Annotated in this window: 11 protein-coding genes and 1 pseudogene; 4 read left to right on the top strand and 8 right to left on the bottom strand. The window is 68.0% G+C overall.

The window, feature by feature from the left end:
• Window positions 1-104: 104 nt before the first annotated feature.
• Entirely contained in the window at window positions 105-1,664 is a 1,560-nt protein-coding gene (locus ACMZPQ_RS04695; RefSeq protein ID WP_197582934.1) for a serine hydrolase, read from the bottom strand.
• A 110-nt stretch (window positions 1,665-1,774) separates the two neighbouring features.
• On the opposite strand from ACMZPQ_RS04695, the gene ACMZPQ_RS04690 reads away from it, so the two are divergent.
• Together ACMZPQ_RS04690 and ACMZPQ_RS04685 are read left to right on the top strand one after the other, a co-directional pair.
• Window positions 1,775-2,218 (top strand): VOC family protein, encoded by a 444-nt coding sequence (locus tag ACMZPQ_RS04690; protein ID WP_049456451.1) that lies wholly within the window; start codon window positions 1,775-1,777, stop codon window positions 2,216-2,218.
• Complete coding sequence (locus ACMZPQ_RS04685; protein WP_197582933.1) at window positions 2,215-3,090, top strand: DUF72 domain-containing protein; 876 nt, start codon at window positions 2,215-2,217, stop codon at window positions 3,088-3,090. Before ACMZPQ_RS04690 ends, ACMZPQ_RS04685 begins: the two co-directional genes overlap by 4 nt.
• Here ACMZPQ_RS04685 and ACMZPQ_RS04680 read toward each other — a convergent pair.
• Window positions 3,011-3,625 (bottom strand): Pr6Pr family membrane protein, encoded by a 615-nt coding sequence (locus ACMZPQ_RS04680; RefSeq protein ID WP_197582932.1) that lies wholly within the window; start codon window positions 3,623-3,625, stop codon window positions 3,011-3,013. The two genes, ACMZPQ_RS04685 and ACMZPQ_RS04680, sit on opposite strands and share 80 nt — an antisense overlap.
• A 79-nt stretch (window positions 3,626-3,704) precedes the next feature.
• Between ACMZPQ_RS04680 and ACMZPQ_RS04675 the strand changes: the two genes are divergently transcribed.
• Window positions 3,705-4,652, top strand: coding sequence for a DMT family transporter (locus ACMZPQ_RS04675; RefSeq protein WP_197582931.1), 948 nt, complete (start codon window positions 3,705-3,707; stop codon window positions 4,650-4,652).
• A 60-nt stretch (window positions 4,653-4,712) separates the two neighbouring features.
• On the opposite strand, the gene ACMZPQ_RS04670 is transcribed toward ACMZPQ_RS04675, so the two are convergent.
• The 6 genes and pseudogenes from ACMZPQ_RS04670 to ACMZPQ_RS04645 all read right to left on the bottom strand — a co-directional run bounded on the left by ACMZPQ_RS04670 (window position 4,713) and on the right by ACMZPQ_RS04645 (window position 14,284).
• Window positions 4,713-5,873, bottom strand: a complete 1,161-nt coding sequence (locus ACMZPQ_RS04670) for an AAA family ATPase (protein ID WP_197582929.1) — start codon at window positions 5,871-5,873, stop codon at window positions 4,713-4,715.
• Window positions 5,874-5,994: 121 nt separating this feature from the next.
• Entirely contained in the window at window positions 5,995-7,065 is a 1,071-nt protein-coding gene (locus ACMZPQ_RS04665) for a sensor domain-containing diguanylate cyclase (protein ID WP_197582928.1), read from the bottom strand.
• Between the two features lie 99 nt (window positions 7,066-7,164).
• Window positions 7,165-7,887, bottom strand: coding sequence for a pseudouridine synthase (locus tag ACMZPQ_RS04660; protein ID WP_197582927.1), 723 nt, complete (start codon window positions 7,885-7,887; stop codon window positions 7,165-7,167).
• Window positions 7,888-7,921: 34 nt separating this feature from the next.
• On the bottom strand, window positions 7,922-9,586 hold the full coding sequence (locus ACMZPQ_RS04655) for a sensor domain-containing diguanylate cyclase (RefSeq protein WP_197582926.1): 1,665 nt from the start codon (window positions 9,584-9,586) through the stop codon (window positions 7,922-7,924).
• A gap of 109 nt (window positions 9,587-9,695) precedes the next feature.
• Window positions 9,696-12,119: pseudogene (locus ACMZPQ_RS04650) on the bottom strand (putative bifunctional diguanylate cyclase/phosphodiesterase).
• A gap of 218 nt (window positions 12,120-12,337) precedes the next feature.
• Window positions 12,338-14,284 (bottom strand): DEAD/DEAH box helicase, encoded by a 1,947-nt coding sequence (locus tag ACMZPQ_RS04645; RefSeq protein WP_197582923.1) that lies wholly within the window; start codon window positions 14,282-14,284, stop codon window positions 12,338-12,340.
• Window positions 14,285-14,551: 267 nt separating this feature from the next.
• On the opposite strand from ACMZPQ_RS04645, the gene ACMZPQ_RS04640 reads away from it, so the two are divergent.
• Window positions 14,552-14,773: an RNA-binding S4 domain-containing protein gene (locus tag ACMZPQ_RS04640; protein WP_006426190.1), complete on the top strand. Its 222-nt coding sequence runs from the start codon at window positions 14,552-14,554 to the stop codon at window positions 14,771-14,773.
• The last annotated feature ends 4 nt before the right edge of the window (window positions 14,774-14,777 follow it).

The following is a 14,777-nucleotide window of genomic DNA, read 5'->3' as shown; positions in this document are numbered from 1 at the left end:
CCGGCAACCCCGCAACGTATACGGGGATCATGAGGTTGCCGGCCAGCGGCCGGCACTACCAATCGGATTCGTCAAACGGAAGCGCCGGGCCACGCCCGGCGGCGTCATTTCACCGGGGTGAACAGCAGGTCCTGGAAATCGAAGCTGAAATCGGTCAGGTCGGAGATCGGCTGCATGCGCACGTCGCGTACCTTCCCATCCGGGTCCAGGGTGAAGTTCACGAACGCGTCGGCGTTGAGCGAGCGATCATCCCAGCGCACGATGAAGGTGTCGTGCTGCCAGTGCTCCAGGCGCCCGCTGAGCTGCGCGGTCTTCATGAAGCGCAGGCGCAGGCCCTTGCCCTCGGCAGCGATCTGCATGTCGCCATACCAGCGGTCGCGGAACGTGCCGGTGTAGCCGGCCAGCGCCAGCGACGGCGTGCTGCGCTTGTCCCGCGCGGCCTGGTGCTTGGCCCAGGCTTCATCGGCCTTGTCCTGGCCCTTGGCCACGGCCTTGGCATAGGCATCGACCCAGTCGTGCTTCTCCCCACCCAGGTAGGCATCGAGCACGCTCAGGGTGATCGCGTTGAACGCCGCGCCCACTTCCTGGTTGGTCAGCACCACCACGCCCAGCTTTTCGCCCGGCACCAGGGTCAGCCGCGAGACCATGCCCGGCCAGCCACCGGTATGCCAGACCAGCTTCTGGCCGCGGTAATCACTCAGGCTCCAGCCTTCGCCATAGCCGGCAAAGTTGGCCCGCGCCGGGGCCAGCTCCGGCACGCTTGGCGCCGGGATCGACTGCGGCGTGATCATCCGCCACATCTGCTGCTGGCTCTTTTCGGTAAACAACGGCGTGCCATCGGACAGCTTGCCTTCGGCCAGCTGCACCTGCATCCAGCGTGCCATGTCATGCGCGCTGGAATAGATGCCGCCGGCGCCGGCATTGTTCGACCAGGTCAGCGGCGCAACCGTGCGCAGGTCCTTGAAATCGTACTTGGCGTGGCCGACGGCCGCCCTGTCGCCCGGCTTCAGATGATCGGCGTTGTAGCGCGTGCCTGCCATGCCGACCTTGTCGAAGATGCGGGTCTGCAGGAACTGCTGGTAGCTCATGCCCGAGACGTGCTCGATCACCTGCTGGGCCACCGCGTACAGGATGTTGTCGTAGGCATAGCTTTCACGGAAACCGCCCTTCAGCGGCACCTTGCCCAGCCGCTCCACCACTTCGGCGTTGCTGTAGGACGTGGTCGGCCAGAACAGCAGGTCGCCCGCGCCCAGGCTCAGGCCACTGCGGTGCGAGAGCAGGTCGCGGATCGTCATCTGCCCGGTCACGAACGGGTCGGACATGCGGAACGACGGCAGGTGGTCGATCACCTTGTCGTCCATCTTCAGCTTGCCGTCTTCGGCCAGCAGGTTCAGCGAAGTGGCAGTGAACGCCTTGGTGTTGGACGCAATGGCGAACAGCGTGTCGGCCTGCACCGGCTCCGGCTTGCCCTGCTCGCGCACGCCCCAGCCGCGTTCCAGCACTACCTGGCCATCCTTGACCACGGCCACGGCAATGCCGGGCACGTCGAACTGCGCGCGCACGCGCTCGACCGTCGCATCCAGATCCTGCAGCGGCGTCGGGGTCGACGCGCTCGCCATGGTCGTGCAGGCCAGCAGCACGGCGCCTCCAATCCAGGTTTTCATCCAGCACCATCTCCGAACAGGGGTCGCGGCCATGTGCAGGCCGTCACCGGGGTTTCGCGGAATGGTAACGGTGAACGGCGCACCCTGCCCTGTGCCATAGGAGGGGTGTCATGGGCGAGAACAGCCAGCCGGGCAACGGCTCCACCATCATTCCGTGCCTGCGCTACCGCGACGCGCTGGCCGCCATCGACTGGCTGCAGCGCGCTTTCGGCTTCCACGCCCAGGCCGTCTACGCCGACGGCGAGACCGTGTTCCATGCGCAGCTGACCTTCGGCCACGGCATGATCATGCTCGGTTCGGCCAGCAACCAGAGTGCCTGGACCGAGCACACCGCCATGCCGGACGAGGTCGGTGGCCGCCAGACCCAGAGCGCGTGCGTGATCGTCACCGATGCCGATGCGCACTACGCCCGCGCCAAGGCTGCCGGAGCACGCATCGTCATCGACATCGCCGACCAGGACTACGGTGGCCGCGGCTACGCCTGCGCCGACCCGGAAGGCTACCTGTGGTGGTTCGGCAGCTACGACCCGTGGCGCGCGGACCACGGCCAGTGAAGGCCGCGTCCCGCCAGGCAGCCGTCCGCTGCGGCATCGGTGGCTGGGTGTTTCCCGAATGGCGCGGCGGCACGTTCTATCCGGCCGGGCTTGCGCAGCGCGAAGAACTGGCCCATGCCAGCCGTGCCCTGCGCTGCATCGAGATCAACGGCACGTTCTACCGCACGCCCACGCCGGCCCAATGCGCGCAATGGGCGGCGCAGACACCGCAGGACTTCCGATTCTCGATGAAGGCGCCGCGCTACCTGGTGCAGCGCCGCGACCTGTCCAGCACGGTGGAGGCCGCCGCGCCTTTCCTGCAGGCTGCGCTCGCGCTGGGCGACCGGCTCGGTCCGTTGCTGTGGCAGTTCGATCCACGCCATCCGGCCGATGCCGAAGCGCTGGACTCACTGATGGCGCAGCTGCCGAAGCAGCTGGACGGCGTGCCGCTGCAGCACGCACTGGAAGTACGCAACGCCGCCGTGCACGGCCCGGCACTGGTTGCCGCCGCCCGCCGCCACGATGTCGCCCTGGTGATCGAGGACAGCGACGAGGCGCCACTGCACGGCGACATCAGTGCCGGTTTCGTCTATGCGCGGATCAAGCGCAGCCAGGCCCGCTTGAAGCAGGGCCTGCCAGCCCCGGTGCAGCAACGCTGGGCCGAACGCGCACGACGCTGGTCACAAGGCGCGCCCGTGGATGATCTGCCGTGCCTGGCCGAACCGCCCCCGGCCAAGCCCCGCGAGGTGTATCTGCTGTGCATCGGCGCGGGCAAGGCTCGCAACCCGGCAGCGGCGATGGCGTTGCAGCGGCTCATCGACGGCGCCAACGATCCAGCGCCCACAGCACCGTCCAGCCCAGCACGAACGCCGCGGCCACGCGCAGCACGTTGATCGCGAAGGCCACCGCCCCGATCCGCTGCACCTCCAGGAATGGATAGGGTGCCTGCCCCAGCAGCCAGGCCACGGTCATCGCCCAACCGAGATAGGCCAACGGCACCAGCAGCACGCCCCCCAGTGCACGCCAGCGCAGGCCGCCGTGCGGCAACAGCAGCACCCAGCCGCCCAGGTACAGCAGCGGTACCGCGTAGTGCAGCCCTGCATCCACCCACCATTGCAGGCCGGTCGGTTGCCACAGTCCCTGCAGGGCCAGCACGTAGACCAGGCCGGTCACACCGATGCACAGGGCCAGGGTGGCCGCCAGCATCGCGGGCAGTACCCGGCCGCGCGCCACCCCGATGCAGCCCAGGCACACGCCCAGATTGCTGAGGATGGTGAAGTAACCAAAAAAGCGTACGGTGGCCGCGACCACGCCCGCATCACCGCCCGGCCCGTGCAGCAGCAACAGGTACTGCAGCAGCAACGAAGTGGCAGCGACCAGGGCGGTCAGCGCCGCCCATCCACGCACGAACACCGGGCCTGCACGCATGCGGGAGTCTCGATGGGAACGGCGCGCCGGCCCGGCCGTGACCATCGCCGCGAACCTGCGCTTGCCGCACAATACACCGATGAGCACACCCGACACCCGCAAAGCGCTGTGGCAGATCCACTTCTGTGTCCTGCTGTGGGGCGTCACCGCCATCCTTGGCAAGCTGATCACCCTGCCCGCGCTGCCGTTGGTGTGGTGGCGCATGCTGCTGGTGACGGCGATGCTGGCGCTGCTGCCGCGGGTCTGGCGCGGGCTGCGCACCCTGCCGCTGCGGGTGGTGGCCGGTTATGCCGGCATCGGCGCACTGGTCGCCCTGCACTGGCTGACCTTCTATGGCGCGGTGAAGCTGGCCAACGCCTCGGTGGCCGCCACCTGCATCGCGCTGGCGCCGGTGTTCACCTCGATCATTGAACCGTGGGTGGCCAAGCGGCCGTTCCAGCTGCGTGAACTGGCGTTCGGCCTGGCGGTGCTGCCCGGCGTGGCGCTGGTGGTCGGCGGCGTGCCCGATGGCATGCGCCTGGGCGTGCTGGTGGGTGCGATCTCGGCGCTGCTGGTGGCGGTGTTCGGCTCGCTCAACAAGCGCATGGTCAGCCACGCCGATCCGCTCACCGTCACCGCGCTGGAACTGGGTGCAGGCACCCTCACCCTGACCCTGCTGGCGCCGCTGCTGCCGTACCTGCTGCCAGCACTGGCCAGCCCATTGTGGGTGGTGCCGGACCTGCACGACGGCATCCTGCTGCTGGTACTGGCCGGCTTCTGCACGCTGCTGCCATTCGCGCTGGCACTGGTCGCGCTGCGCCACCTGAGCGCCTACACGGTGCAGCTGGTGACCAACCTGGAGCCGGTGTATGCGGTGCTGCTGGCGGTAGTGCTGCTGCGCGAACAGCACGAGGTCACGCTGTGGTTCTACCTCGGCGTGGCGATCATCGTCGGTGCGGTGTTCCTGCATCCGCTGCTGAATCGTCGCAAGCCGGTGCAGCACCCGGAGATTCTCGGTACGGCGGAAGCACGCAACATCGCCGATTGAGTGCATCCACGCATGGCGTGGATCTACCGGGCGTAGATATACCGGGCGTGGATGGCCGTATCAACGCTGCGGCCAGTGCCATGCCGGCGCATCCAGCAGGCCCTGCCCGCTCAGCAACGTGCGGCCCTGCTGCTTGTGCAGGTGCAGCGAATGGCACCCCGGCGCCTGTTCCAGCGCTGCGATCAGGCGGCTGGCATGTGACACCACCCAGACCTGGCTGCGCGCACTGGCGGCAATGATCAGCCGTGCCAGTGCCGGCAGCAGGTCCGGATGCAGGCTGGTCTCCGGCTCGTTCAGCACCAGCAGCGGCGGCGGGCGCGGCGTATGCAGGGCGGCGGCCAGCAGCAGGAAGCGCAGGGTGCCATCAGACAGCTCGGCCATCGACAACGGCCGCAACAGGCCCGGCTGGTGGAAACGCAGGGCCAGGCGACCATCCAGCTGCTCAAAGCCGACCGAGGCCCCCGGGAAGGCATCGTCAATGCTGCGTGCCAACCCGGCCGGATCCCCGATCTCGAGGATGGTGACCCAGGCCGCGGCCAGATCGCGGCCGTCGTGATGCAGCACCGGCGTGCGCGTGGCCATCGCCGGCTGCCGTGCCGGCGCATCGGCATCGCTGCGGAAATGATCATAGAAGCGCCAACGACGGATGTACTCGCGCAGCGCGATGGTTTCCGGCATGCGCTGCGGATCACCGACCTGGGTGAACAGGCTGTCGAACACCGACAACCGGTCATCCACCAGGGCCCAGCCGCGCGCATGGCGTTGCCGCACCATCGCCCCACGCCGATCGACCAGCAGGTTGGCGCTACGCAGGAAGGGCCCGGCCCAGATCGCCTCGGCCTTGATCTGCGGATCCAGCGCGAACGCCGAGCGGCTGGGTGGCGGGTAACCGAGATCGATGGCATAGCCGAATTCGTCCGTGGCGAAACCCAGCTTCAATCCCACCGCCGCTTGCCGGGGGCCACCCTGCAGCGCGATCTCGCCGGCCGCAACCCGGCGATCGAGGGTTTCCGGTCCGGCCCACAGCGCCGAGCCCAGCCCACCTTCGCGGGCCAGCACCGCCGCAACGCCGCCCTGTGCGGTCTCCGCCAACAGGCGCAGCGCACGGTACAGGCTGGACTTGCCACTGCCGTTGTCGCCGGTGATCACGTTCAACGGCTGCAGCGGCAGCACCAGCCCATGCAACGAGCGGTAGTGGGCGATGGCCAGGGTCTGCAGCATGGGCGCGTCCGCGGGAACAGAAACCCCATGTTCGCGGGTCGCAATCGCACAGACCGCGACGCAGCGTTACCCGATCGGCAAAGGCATCCACGCTTGGCGTGGATCTACCGGGTGGAGCGCTTCAGTCCGCCAGTTCCACCCGGTTGCGGCCGTTGCCCTTGGCCCGGTACAGCGCCTTGTCGGCACGCGCCAGCGTCTGGTCCACGCTCTCGCCCGCACAATGCTGGGCGATGCCGATGCTGATCGTGACCGGGAAGCCCAGCGGCAGGCCCGCCACCGCCAGGCGCAGGAACTCGCATTGCAGTTCGGCGGTACGCAGGTCGGTGCCCGGCATCACCGCGACGAACTCCTCGCCGCCATAACGCGCGCCCATGCCGCGCCCGGCGAAATGCGAGCGCAGCAGCACCCCCAGCTCAGCCAGCACGCGGTCACCGGTAGCGTGGCCCTGGAAGTCGTTGATGTGCTTGAAGTGGTCGATGTCCAGCAGCGCCACGCAGGCCAGCCCGGGCTGGCCGTCGACCACGGCAACCGCCTCTTCCAGCGCAGCCGCCATCGCACGGCGGTTGGGCAGGCCGGTCAAGGCATCGGTGCGGCTCTGCTCGGCCAAATCGGCATTCTGGGCCAGCAGCACGTCCTGGTACTCCGACAGCAGCCGCTCATAGTCATCGCGTTCCAGCATGTGCTTCTGGATGTCGAGGGCGAAGCGGCGCAGCTCCATCACCAGCATCACCTGCCGTGACAGTGCAGCCAGCGCTTCGGCCTTGTCGCTGGCCAAGTGCTGGGGATGCGCGTCGAACACGCACAGCGTACCCAGTGGCAGGCCGTCGGAACTGATCAAGGGCGCACCCGCATAGAAGCGGACATGCGGATCGCCGGTCACCACCGGATTGTCATGGAAGCGGATGTCCTGCTGCGCGTCCTCGACCACCATGATTTCCTGGGGCTGCAGGATCGCGTGCCCGCACATCGATTCGCTGCGCAGGTTCTCCGCCGCATCGATGCCCTGGATCGACTTGAACCATTGCCGTTCGACGTCGATCAGGGTCACCGCCGCCATCGACGTGCCGCAGACCGCCTTGGCGATCACCACCAGGTCATCGAAGGATTTTTCGCGCTCCGAATCCAGGATGCGGTAGCGGTACAGCGCCTCAAGCCGAAGGGCTTCGTTGGCAGGCTTGTCGGGCTTGATCATGCAGCGTCACGTTCCGGCAGGTCACTGCGAAGTCTAGCCGATGCAGGTGCGCAATCCGCACATCGGGGGATGCCGGCCAGCGGCCGGCACTACCGCGCGTTACCAGTCCAGCTGCTTCGGCAGCAGGCCCTGCAGCTCCTGCTCGGTCAGGTTTCGCCACTGGCCCGGCTTCAGCGCACCGATCTTGATGTTGTCGATGCGCACGCGGCGCAGCTGGGTCACGCGGTAGCCGAACTCCGCCGCCATCAGGCGGATCTGCCGGTTCAGGCCCTGCTGCAGGGTGATGCGGAAACCGAACTTGGCGATGCGCGAGGTCTTGCACGGAAGTGTCATCTGGTCGTGGATGCGCACGCCGCGCGCCATGCCACGCAGGAACTCGTCGGTGACCGGCTTGTTCACCGCCACCAGGTACTCCTTCTGATGGCCGTTCTCCGCGCGCAGGATCTGGTTGACGATGTCGCCGTTGCTGGTCATCAGGATCAGCCCTTCCGACTCCTTGTCCAGGCGGCCGACCGGGAAGATGCGCTGTTCATGGCCAACGAAGTCGACGATGTTGCCCTTGACCGACGTTTCGGTGGTGCAGGTAACGCCCACCGGCTTGTTCAGCGCGATGTAGACGTGGCGGCGGGCGCCGGGCTTGCGGGCGACGCGGGCTCGCAGCGGCTGGCCGTCGACCAGCACCTGGTCTTCCTCACCCACCACCGCGCCGGTGCCGGCCGGATGGCCGTTGACGGTGACGCGGCGGGCGGCGATCAGGCGATCGGCCTCGCGGCGGGAGCAGAAGCCGGTGTCGGCGATATGTTTGTTGAGTCGGGTGGTCATCACCCTATTATCCGGCATCGCCGCCCGCTGCGCGTCATGCCGGTGCGGACGGATCCAGTTCCTCGCCGTCGAAGACCCGGTTGCGACCGGCGCGCTTGGCCACGTACATGGCATGGTCGGCGCGCCGCAGCAGCGCGGCCAGATCGTCCTCGCCCGGCCGCCACTGCGCCAGGCCGATGCTGGCGGTCACTTCCAGGCCCGGTACCTGCAGCGCCTGGCAGGCCTCGGTGATGCGCTGGCGCAGGCGGTCCAGCCGTGCCGACGCCGCTTCACGCGGCATGCCCGGCATCAGCAGCAGGAATTCCTCGCCGCCCATCCGCACCACCTCGTCCTGGCTGCGCACCGCGGTCCGCAGCGCCCGTGCCACCGCAACCAGCACCTGGTCGCCGACGGCGTGGCCATGACGGTCGTTGATGTCCTTGAACAGGTCGATATCGAGGAAGCCGATCACCAGCGGCCCGCGCTCACGGTCCACCCGTTCCAGATGGCGGGCCAGCTGCTGCAGGCCGGCACGCCGGTTCGGCAGCCCGGTCAGGCCATCGGTCTCGGCCAGGTGGCGCAGTTCGTCGCGCTGCTGGCGCAGGCGGCCCAGCCGCTGGTTCAGGGCATAGGCGGCCATCATCAGCAGCCAGGTCACCGCCAGCTGCAGCGCTTCCACCCGGTATTCCATCAGCCATTCGGCGCCACAGGCGTCGGCGATGATCAGCACCAGCATCGGCGCCAGCGCAGCCAGCCCGGCCTGCGCCCAGCGGTCGCCGCGCGCGCGCGCCCAGACCCCGACCAGCAGCGCCAGGCCGCAGCCGAGCAGGTAGGACACCTGCAGGCCCTGCGCGACCCAGGCCAGATGATCCCAACGCAGCCACGGCACCAGCACGGCCAGTCCCAGCCCGGCCCACAGCACGGCCAGCTGCACCGGGCGCGAGCGCGGCAGCACACGGTCACCACCGTTCAGCCGCCACAGCGCCGGCAATACCAGGGCCTGGCTGGCCGCAGTCAACGACAGCAACCACTTGGCACCGTGCTCACCCACCGGCAGCCAGGGTTCGGGATAACCACTGAGACCGCCGAGGATGGCCTGCCACAGCACCAGCACGGTGGTGCCGGCGATGTAGACCAGGAAGCTGCGGTCACGCGTGGTCAGGAACGCCATCAACGACGACAGCGCCAAGGCGATCGCCACCGCGATGCAGGCCGCGCGCACCAGCAGTCGGGCGGTGTCGTTCTGCTGTACCGGGCTGGGCGCGCCCAGCCGCAGCGTGGGCACCCAGCGTGCCTTCAGCGGTGTCTGCCAGGACACCAGGAACGGTGCGTGGCTGCCGGCCGGCGGCACGGCCACCAGGCCGATGCCGGCACGGAAGCGCGAATCGCGGGTGCGGGCATCGTGCATGTCCCCGCAGATCTCGCGATCGCCATGCTGGACGCGGACTTCGCCGGAAAACACGTTGAACACGTCCAGCGCCTGCGGCTGCCCCGACCAGCCTTCGGCTGGCGCAGGCACCTCCACCTGCTGGCGGGGGCCGGACAGCATCTGCGGTGTGCAGGCGCGATGCGGGGTGGGTTCATCGGTGGCACCACCGACCAGCAGGTAGTCGCGGCCCGACGCGGGCGCTGCGGCCTGCAACGGCCACGCCATCGCCAACCACGCCAGCAGTACGGCCACCACCGCTCCTGTTCCGTACCACCCCTGCCTGCCGCCCACGCCACGTCCTGTTCCTGCTTACGTCCGCGCCCGTTGCGCGTCGCCCCTGGGCCGCATTATCGCAGCCGCGCGGGCCGCGCATGTGTAGACCAAAGTCGCCGCCCGCCGTTCAGCCGGCGCCGGGCGGCCCTTTCACCGCAACCAGGCGGAACGGCCGCAGGTCGGTCAGGGTCATCCGTTCCAGCGGCTGCGGGCGCTCGATCGCGTAGCCCTGCAGGCCCTGCACGCCGAGCCGGGTCAGCGCACCGGCCACCTCGTTGGTCTCCACCCATTCGGCCACCACTTCCATCTGCAGCTCACGCCCCAGCTCACTGATCGCGCGCACGGTGGCGTGGCTGACCGGATCGGTATCCATGTCGCGCACGAAGGCGCCGTCGATCTTCAGCATGTCGGCAGGCAATTGCCGCAGGTATCCGAACGAAGACAGCCCGGAACCGAAGTCGTCTAGCGCCATCCGGCACCCACGCGCCTTCACCGCGTCGATGAAGGCGCGGGCCTGGCTGAGATTGCTGATCGCCGCGGTCTCGGTGATCTCGAAACACAGCTTGGATGCCAACGCGCGGTTGCGCTCCAGCAGATCGCAGACGAAGGCGAGGAAGCTCGGCTCGGCGATCGACTGTGCGGACACGTTGACATTGCACAGCCCGAGCTGGCGCACATGCGCCGGGCACACCTGCAGGTGGCGGAACAGCAGCCCCAGCACATGGCGATCCAGCGCCACCGCCATGCCATAGCGCTCCACCGCCGGCATGAACTGGCCCGGCAGGTGCAGGCTGCCGTCGGTGCCACGCATGCGCACCAGCACCTCGTAATGCAGGTAGTTGGGGTCACCGACGCGGGCGATGCGCTGGGCATACAGCAGCATGCGGTTCTCGGCCATCGCCAGGCTGACGCCCTGCAGGCGCTCGGCTTCCTGGCGCCGCTCTTCCAGCGCCATGCGGTTTTCATTGAAGCAATGCACACGGTTGCGGCCGGCCTGCTTGGCGGCGTAGCAGGCGCTGTCGGCGGCGCTCATCAACCAGTTCACATCGGGCGCGTCGGCGCTGACCTCGACCACGCCGATGCTGCAGCTCAGCTGCGGGCTACCCTCGCTGATCGGGAAGGTGGCCTGGCCCAGGTTGCGGATCACCCGTTGCAGCACCCGCTTGGCTTCGTCCTGCCCGGCATGGGCAAGGAATACCGCGAATTCGTCGGCACCGAGCCGCCCGACCCAATCGCCATCGCGCACCGTGGCCACCAGGTAGTCGGCAAAACTGCGCAGCATCTGGTCACCGGCAGCGTGGCCGAAGCTGTCGTTGACCAGCTTGAAATGGTCCAGGTTGATGTAGCACAGCGAATGCGTGCCGCCCTCGCTGCGCACCTGCAGCAATGCGCGCTCCAACAAGCGCTCGATCTCGCGGCGGTTGATCAGGCCCGTCAGCGGATCATGGCTGGCGTGGTGCTCGATCTCGCGCGCCAGTGCATGGTTCTGGCTGACATCCTCGATGATTGCGAACACTGACAGCCCGCCATCGGTGCTGCGCACGGCGGTACCGCTCCAGCGCCCCCAGACCAGGCTGCCATCGCGCCGGCAGAAGCGTAGTTCGCTCGGCCGCAGCTGCCGGTCCCAGTCGATGCGGCCGTCCCCGTCAATGACCAGCTCGCCTTCCATCAGCAGGTCGCCCAGCGACAACTGCACCAACTGGTCGCGGCGATGATCGAGAATGTCGGCCATCGCCTGGTTGGCTTCGATCACCTTGCCTTGCATGTCGAGCTTGAGCATGCCGACGTTGGCCTGATAGAACGCGGCGCGGAAGCGGCTCTCGTGTTCAGTCAGATCCTTGCCGACGCGGCGTGCCAGCGCGACCGCCATCAAGCTGATTGCCAGCACTGACAGCCCGCCGACCACCAGCGTCGCCACCCGCACCATCGTGGCCATGCGCAGCAGTGCCTGGGAGAACGCCTGCGCCTAGACCTGCAGGCGCCGATCAAGATCGCGCAACTGCTGCAGGTAGCGGTCACGCGTATCCGCCGGCAAGGGGCCTTCGTGATGCCGCAGCTGCAAATCGTCGACCAGGCGCTGCACCGCCATCAGGTCGCCATCGGTCTGCCGCCACAACGCGGTCGCCTCGCGGAAGGCACCGATGTCGCGCGCATAGCGGAATGAAAACACCAGGCGGGGAATATCGGCAGGTGCATTGCCCCCCTGCAGGAAGCCCTGCTTGGCCTTCGCCGGATCCGGCTCGGCCTGCTCCAGCGCCAACCGCGCCTGCAGGTCGCCCAGCGGCACCTGCAGGGCCTGGCGTGCGTCCTCCAGGTCCTGGGCATCGGTGCGCGCCAGGTAACGGCTGAGCGCGGCGGTCGCATCCTGCTGACCCCGCGACCAGTAGCCCTGACCGGCGATCCAGGCGGTGGAAGCCGCCTGCAACTCCTGGATCAAGGCGGACAACGCGACCAGTCCGATCGCCATGCCCGTCAGCAACGCAAACCGCAGGCCCAGGCCACGGGTCATCGGCACCCGCCGACTCTGTTGGTCCGTGCCACTCCTACCCATCCCGGATCCCCCTGAATGTGATGCGGTGACAACCTCCCTTGGAACCGGCTCAGCCTAGGACCGGGAATGTGTGGGCCATGCGAAAAAAGGGACGGAGGGGATTAAGTCGTTTTCGGCATAAGCGCGCGGCCTGCCATTTACGACTTAATCCCCTCCGTCCCCTTTTCCGGTACGCCAGCCCGGGGGCTGGCGTTGTTCAGGATGACTGCGGGTGCAGCTTAGAAGCTGCGCGGGCCGCGCGGCTTGAAGCCGTCACGACGCGGCGGGCGGCTGTCGCGGTCACCGCCGCGGTCGCCACCGTGACCACCCGGACCACCCGGGCCGCCACGACGGGGGCCACCCGGACCGCCCGGACCGCGCTTGTCGAAGCGCGGCTTGAACGGACGCGGGGCCGGGTTGGTGTCTTCACCCGGCGCCAGCGCACGCATCTGCAGCTGCTGGCCAGACACCCAGACCTTCTGCAGGTGTGACAGGACGTCCGACGGCATCTGCGCCGGCAGGTCCAGCAGCGAGAAGTCGTCGTGGATGTCGATGCGGCCGATGAAGCGGCTTTCCAGGCCCGCTTCGTTGGCGATGGCGCCGACGATGTTGGCCGGCTTCACGCCGTGCTGGTGGCCGACCGAAATACGGTAGGTCTCCATGCCCTGCTCCGGCGCACCACGCGGCGGAACCTCACGGCGCGGGCGCTGCTCGAAACCACCTTCGGCATCGTCACGACGCGGGCCTCGCTCGAATCGCGGGCCACGCTCGTTGCGGTCGAAGCGCTCGCCACGCTCCGGGCGGTCGCCACGGTCGAAGCGCTCGCGCGGCGCGCGCTCTTCGCGCGGGGCACGCACCGGCGGCTGCAGCAGGAACGGGGTGTCACCCTGCAGCATCTTGGCCAGCGCGGCGGCCACTTCGATGGCCGGCACGTTCTGCTCGTTCTCGAAGCGCTCCAGCAGCTGGCGGTAGAAGTCCAGGCCACCGGCACCGAGGGTTTCGGTGATGCGCGAGGTGAACTTGTTGATGCGGGTGTCGTTGACCGCTTCCACGCTCGGCAGCTGCATTTCTTCGATCGGCTGGCGGGTGGCGCGCTCGATCTGGCGCAGCATGCCCTTCTCGCGCGGGGTGGCGAACAGGATCGCCTCACCGCTGCGGCCGGCACGACCGGTACGGCCGATGCGGTGCACGTAGCTTTCGGTGTCGTACGGGATGTCGTAGTTCAGCACGTGGCTGATGCGCTCCACGTCCAGGCCACGGGCGGCCACGTCGGTGGCGACCAGGATGTCCAGCTTGCCTTCCTTCAGCATGGCGATGGTGCGCTCACGCTGCGCCTGCTGCATGTCGCCGTTGATCGCGGCCGCGGCCAGGCCACGGGCCTGCAGCTTGCTGGCCAGTTCTTCGGTGCCGGCCTTGGTGCGGGCGAAGATGATCATCGCGTCGAACGGCTCGACTTCCAGGATGCGGGTCAGCGCGTCCAGCTTGTGCATGCCGCTCACCCACCAGTAACGCTGGCGGATGTTGGCCGAGGTGGTGGTCTTGGCCGCGATGGTCACTTCCACCGGGTCCTGCAGGTAGGTCTGCGCGATGCGGCGGATCTGCGGCGGCATGGTGGCCGAGAACAGCGCAACCTGGCGCTGTTCCGGCAGCTTCTTCAGCACGGCCTCGACGTCATCGATGAAGCCCATGCGCAGCATTTCATCGGCTTCGTCCAGCACCAGCGTCTTCAGCTCGGACAGGTCCAGGGTGCTGCGGTCCAGGTGATCGATCACGCGGCCCGGGGTACCGACCACGATGTGCACGCCGCGGCGCAGCGCCGACAGCTGCTGGCCGTACGGCTGGCCGCCGTACACCGGCAGCACGCGGAAGCCGGGGATCTTCGACGAATAGGACTGGAACGCCTCGGCCACCTGGATGGCCAGTTCGCGGGTCGGTGCCAGAACCAGGGCCTGGGGCTTGATCTGCTGCAGGTCGATGTTGGACAGTACCGGCAGTGCGAACGCAGCGGTCTTGCCGGTGCCGGTCTGGGCCTGGCCCAGCACGTCGCGGCCTTCCAGCATCGCCGGGATGGTGGCGGCCTGGATCGGCGACGGGGTTTCGTAGCCGATGGCGGTGACCGCCTGCATCACGGGTTCGGACAGGCCGAGCTGCGCGAACTGCAGCGGCGCTTGGGAATCTTGGGACATGGGGAACTCCAAAGGCACTGCCGTCTTCCTGGCAGTGCGATAAAAAAGGGATGCTCCGCGCTTTGGGCGCCCTTCTTATCGCGTGCCCTGGCGCTGCTCGGTCGGAGGAGATTTCACTCGCTCAGAGCGGAATGATACCGCATTGATCCTGAACGAGGCGTACAGCTTTTCCGGGCGCGTGCGGTCATGCCCGGTGCTGGCGCACAATACGCGCCCTCTTTCCGGCCCGGCCACCGGCCTGCGCCCTCTTCCCAGGAACCCCGCTCCATGCAGATTCTCGAATTCGACCTCGACGGCGACTACGTTGAACTCAAGCAGCTGCTCAAGCTGGCCGACCTGGTCACCAGCGGCGGCGAGGCCAAGATGGTCATCAGCGAAGGCCAGGTATTGGTCGACGGTGAGGTCGAACTGCGCAAGGCCTGCAAGATCCGCGCGGGCCAGGTGGTCGAATTCGCCGACAGCCAGATCCGCGTGCTGGCTGCTGGCTGATCTG

Source organism: Stenotrophomonas maltophilia, assembly GCF_047497515.2.
Classification (GTDB): domain Bacteria; phylum Pseudomonadota; class Gammaproteobacteria; order Xanthomonadales; family Xanthomonadaceae; genus Stenotrophomonas.
The sequence above is the reverse complement of the archived record's forward strand: the minus strand, read 5'-3'. Positions and strand labels throughout refer to the sequence as shown.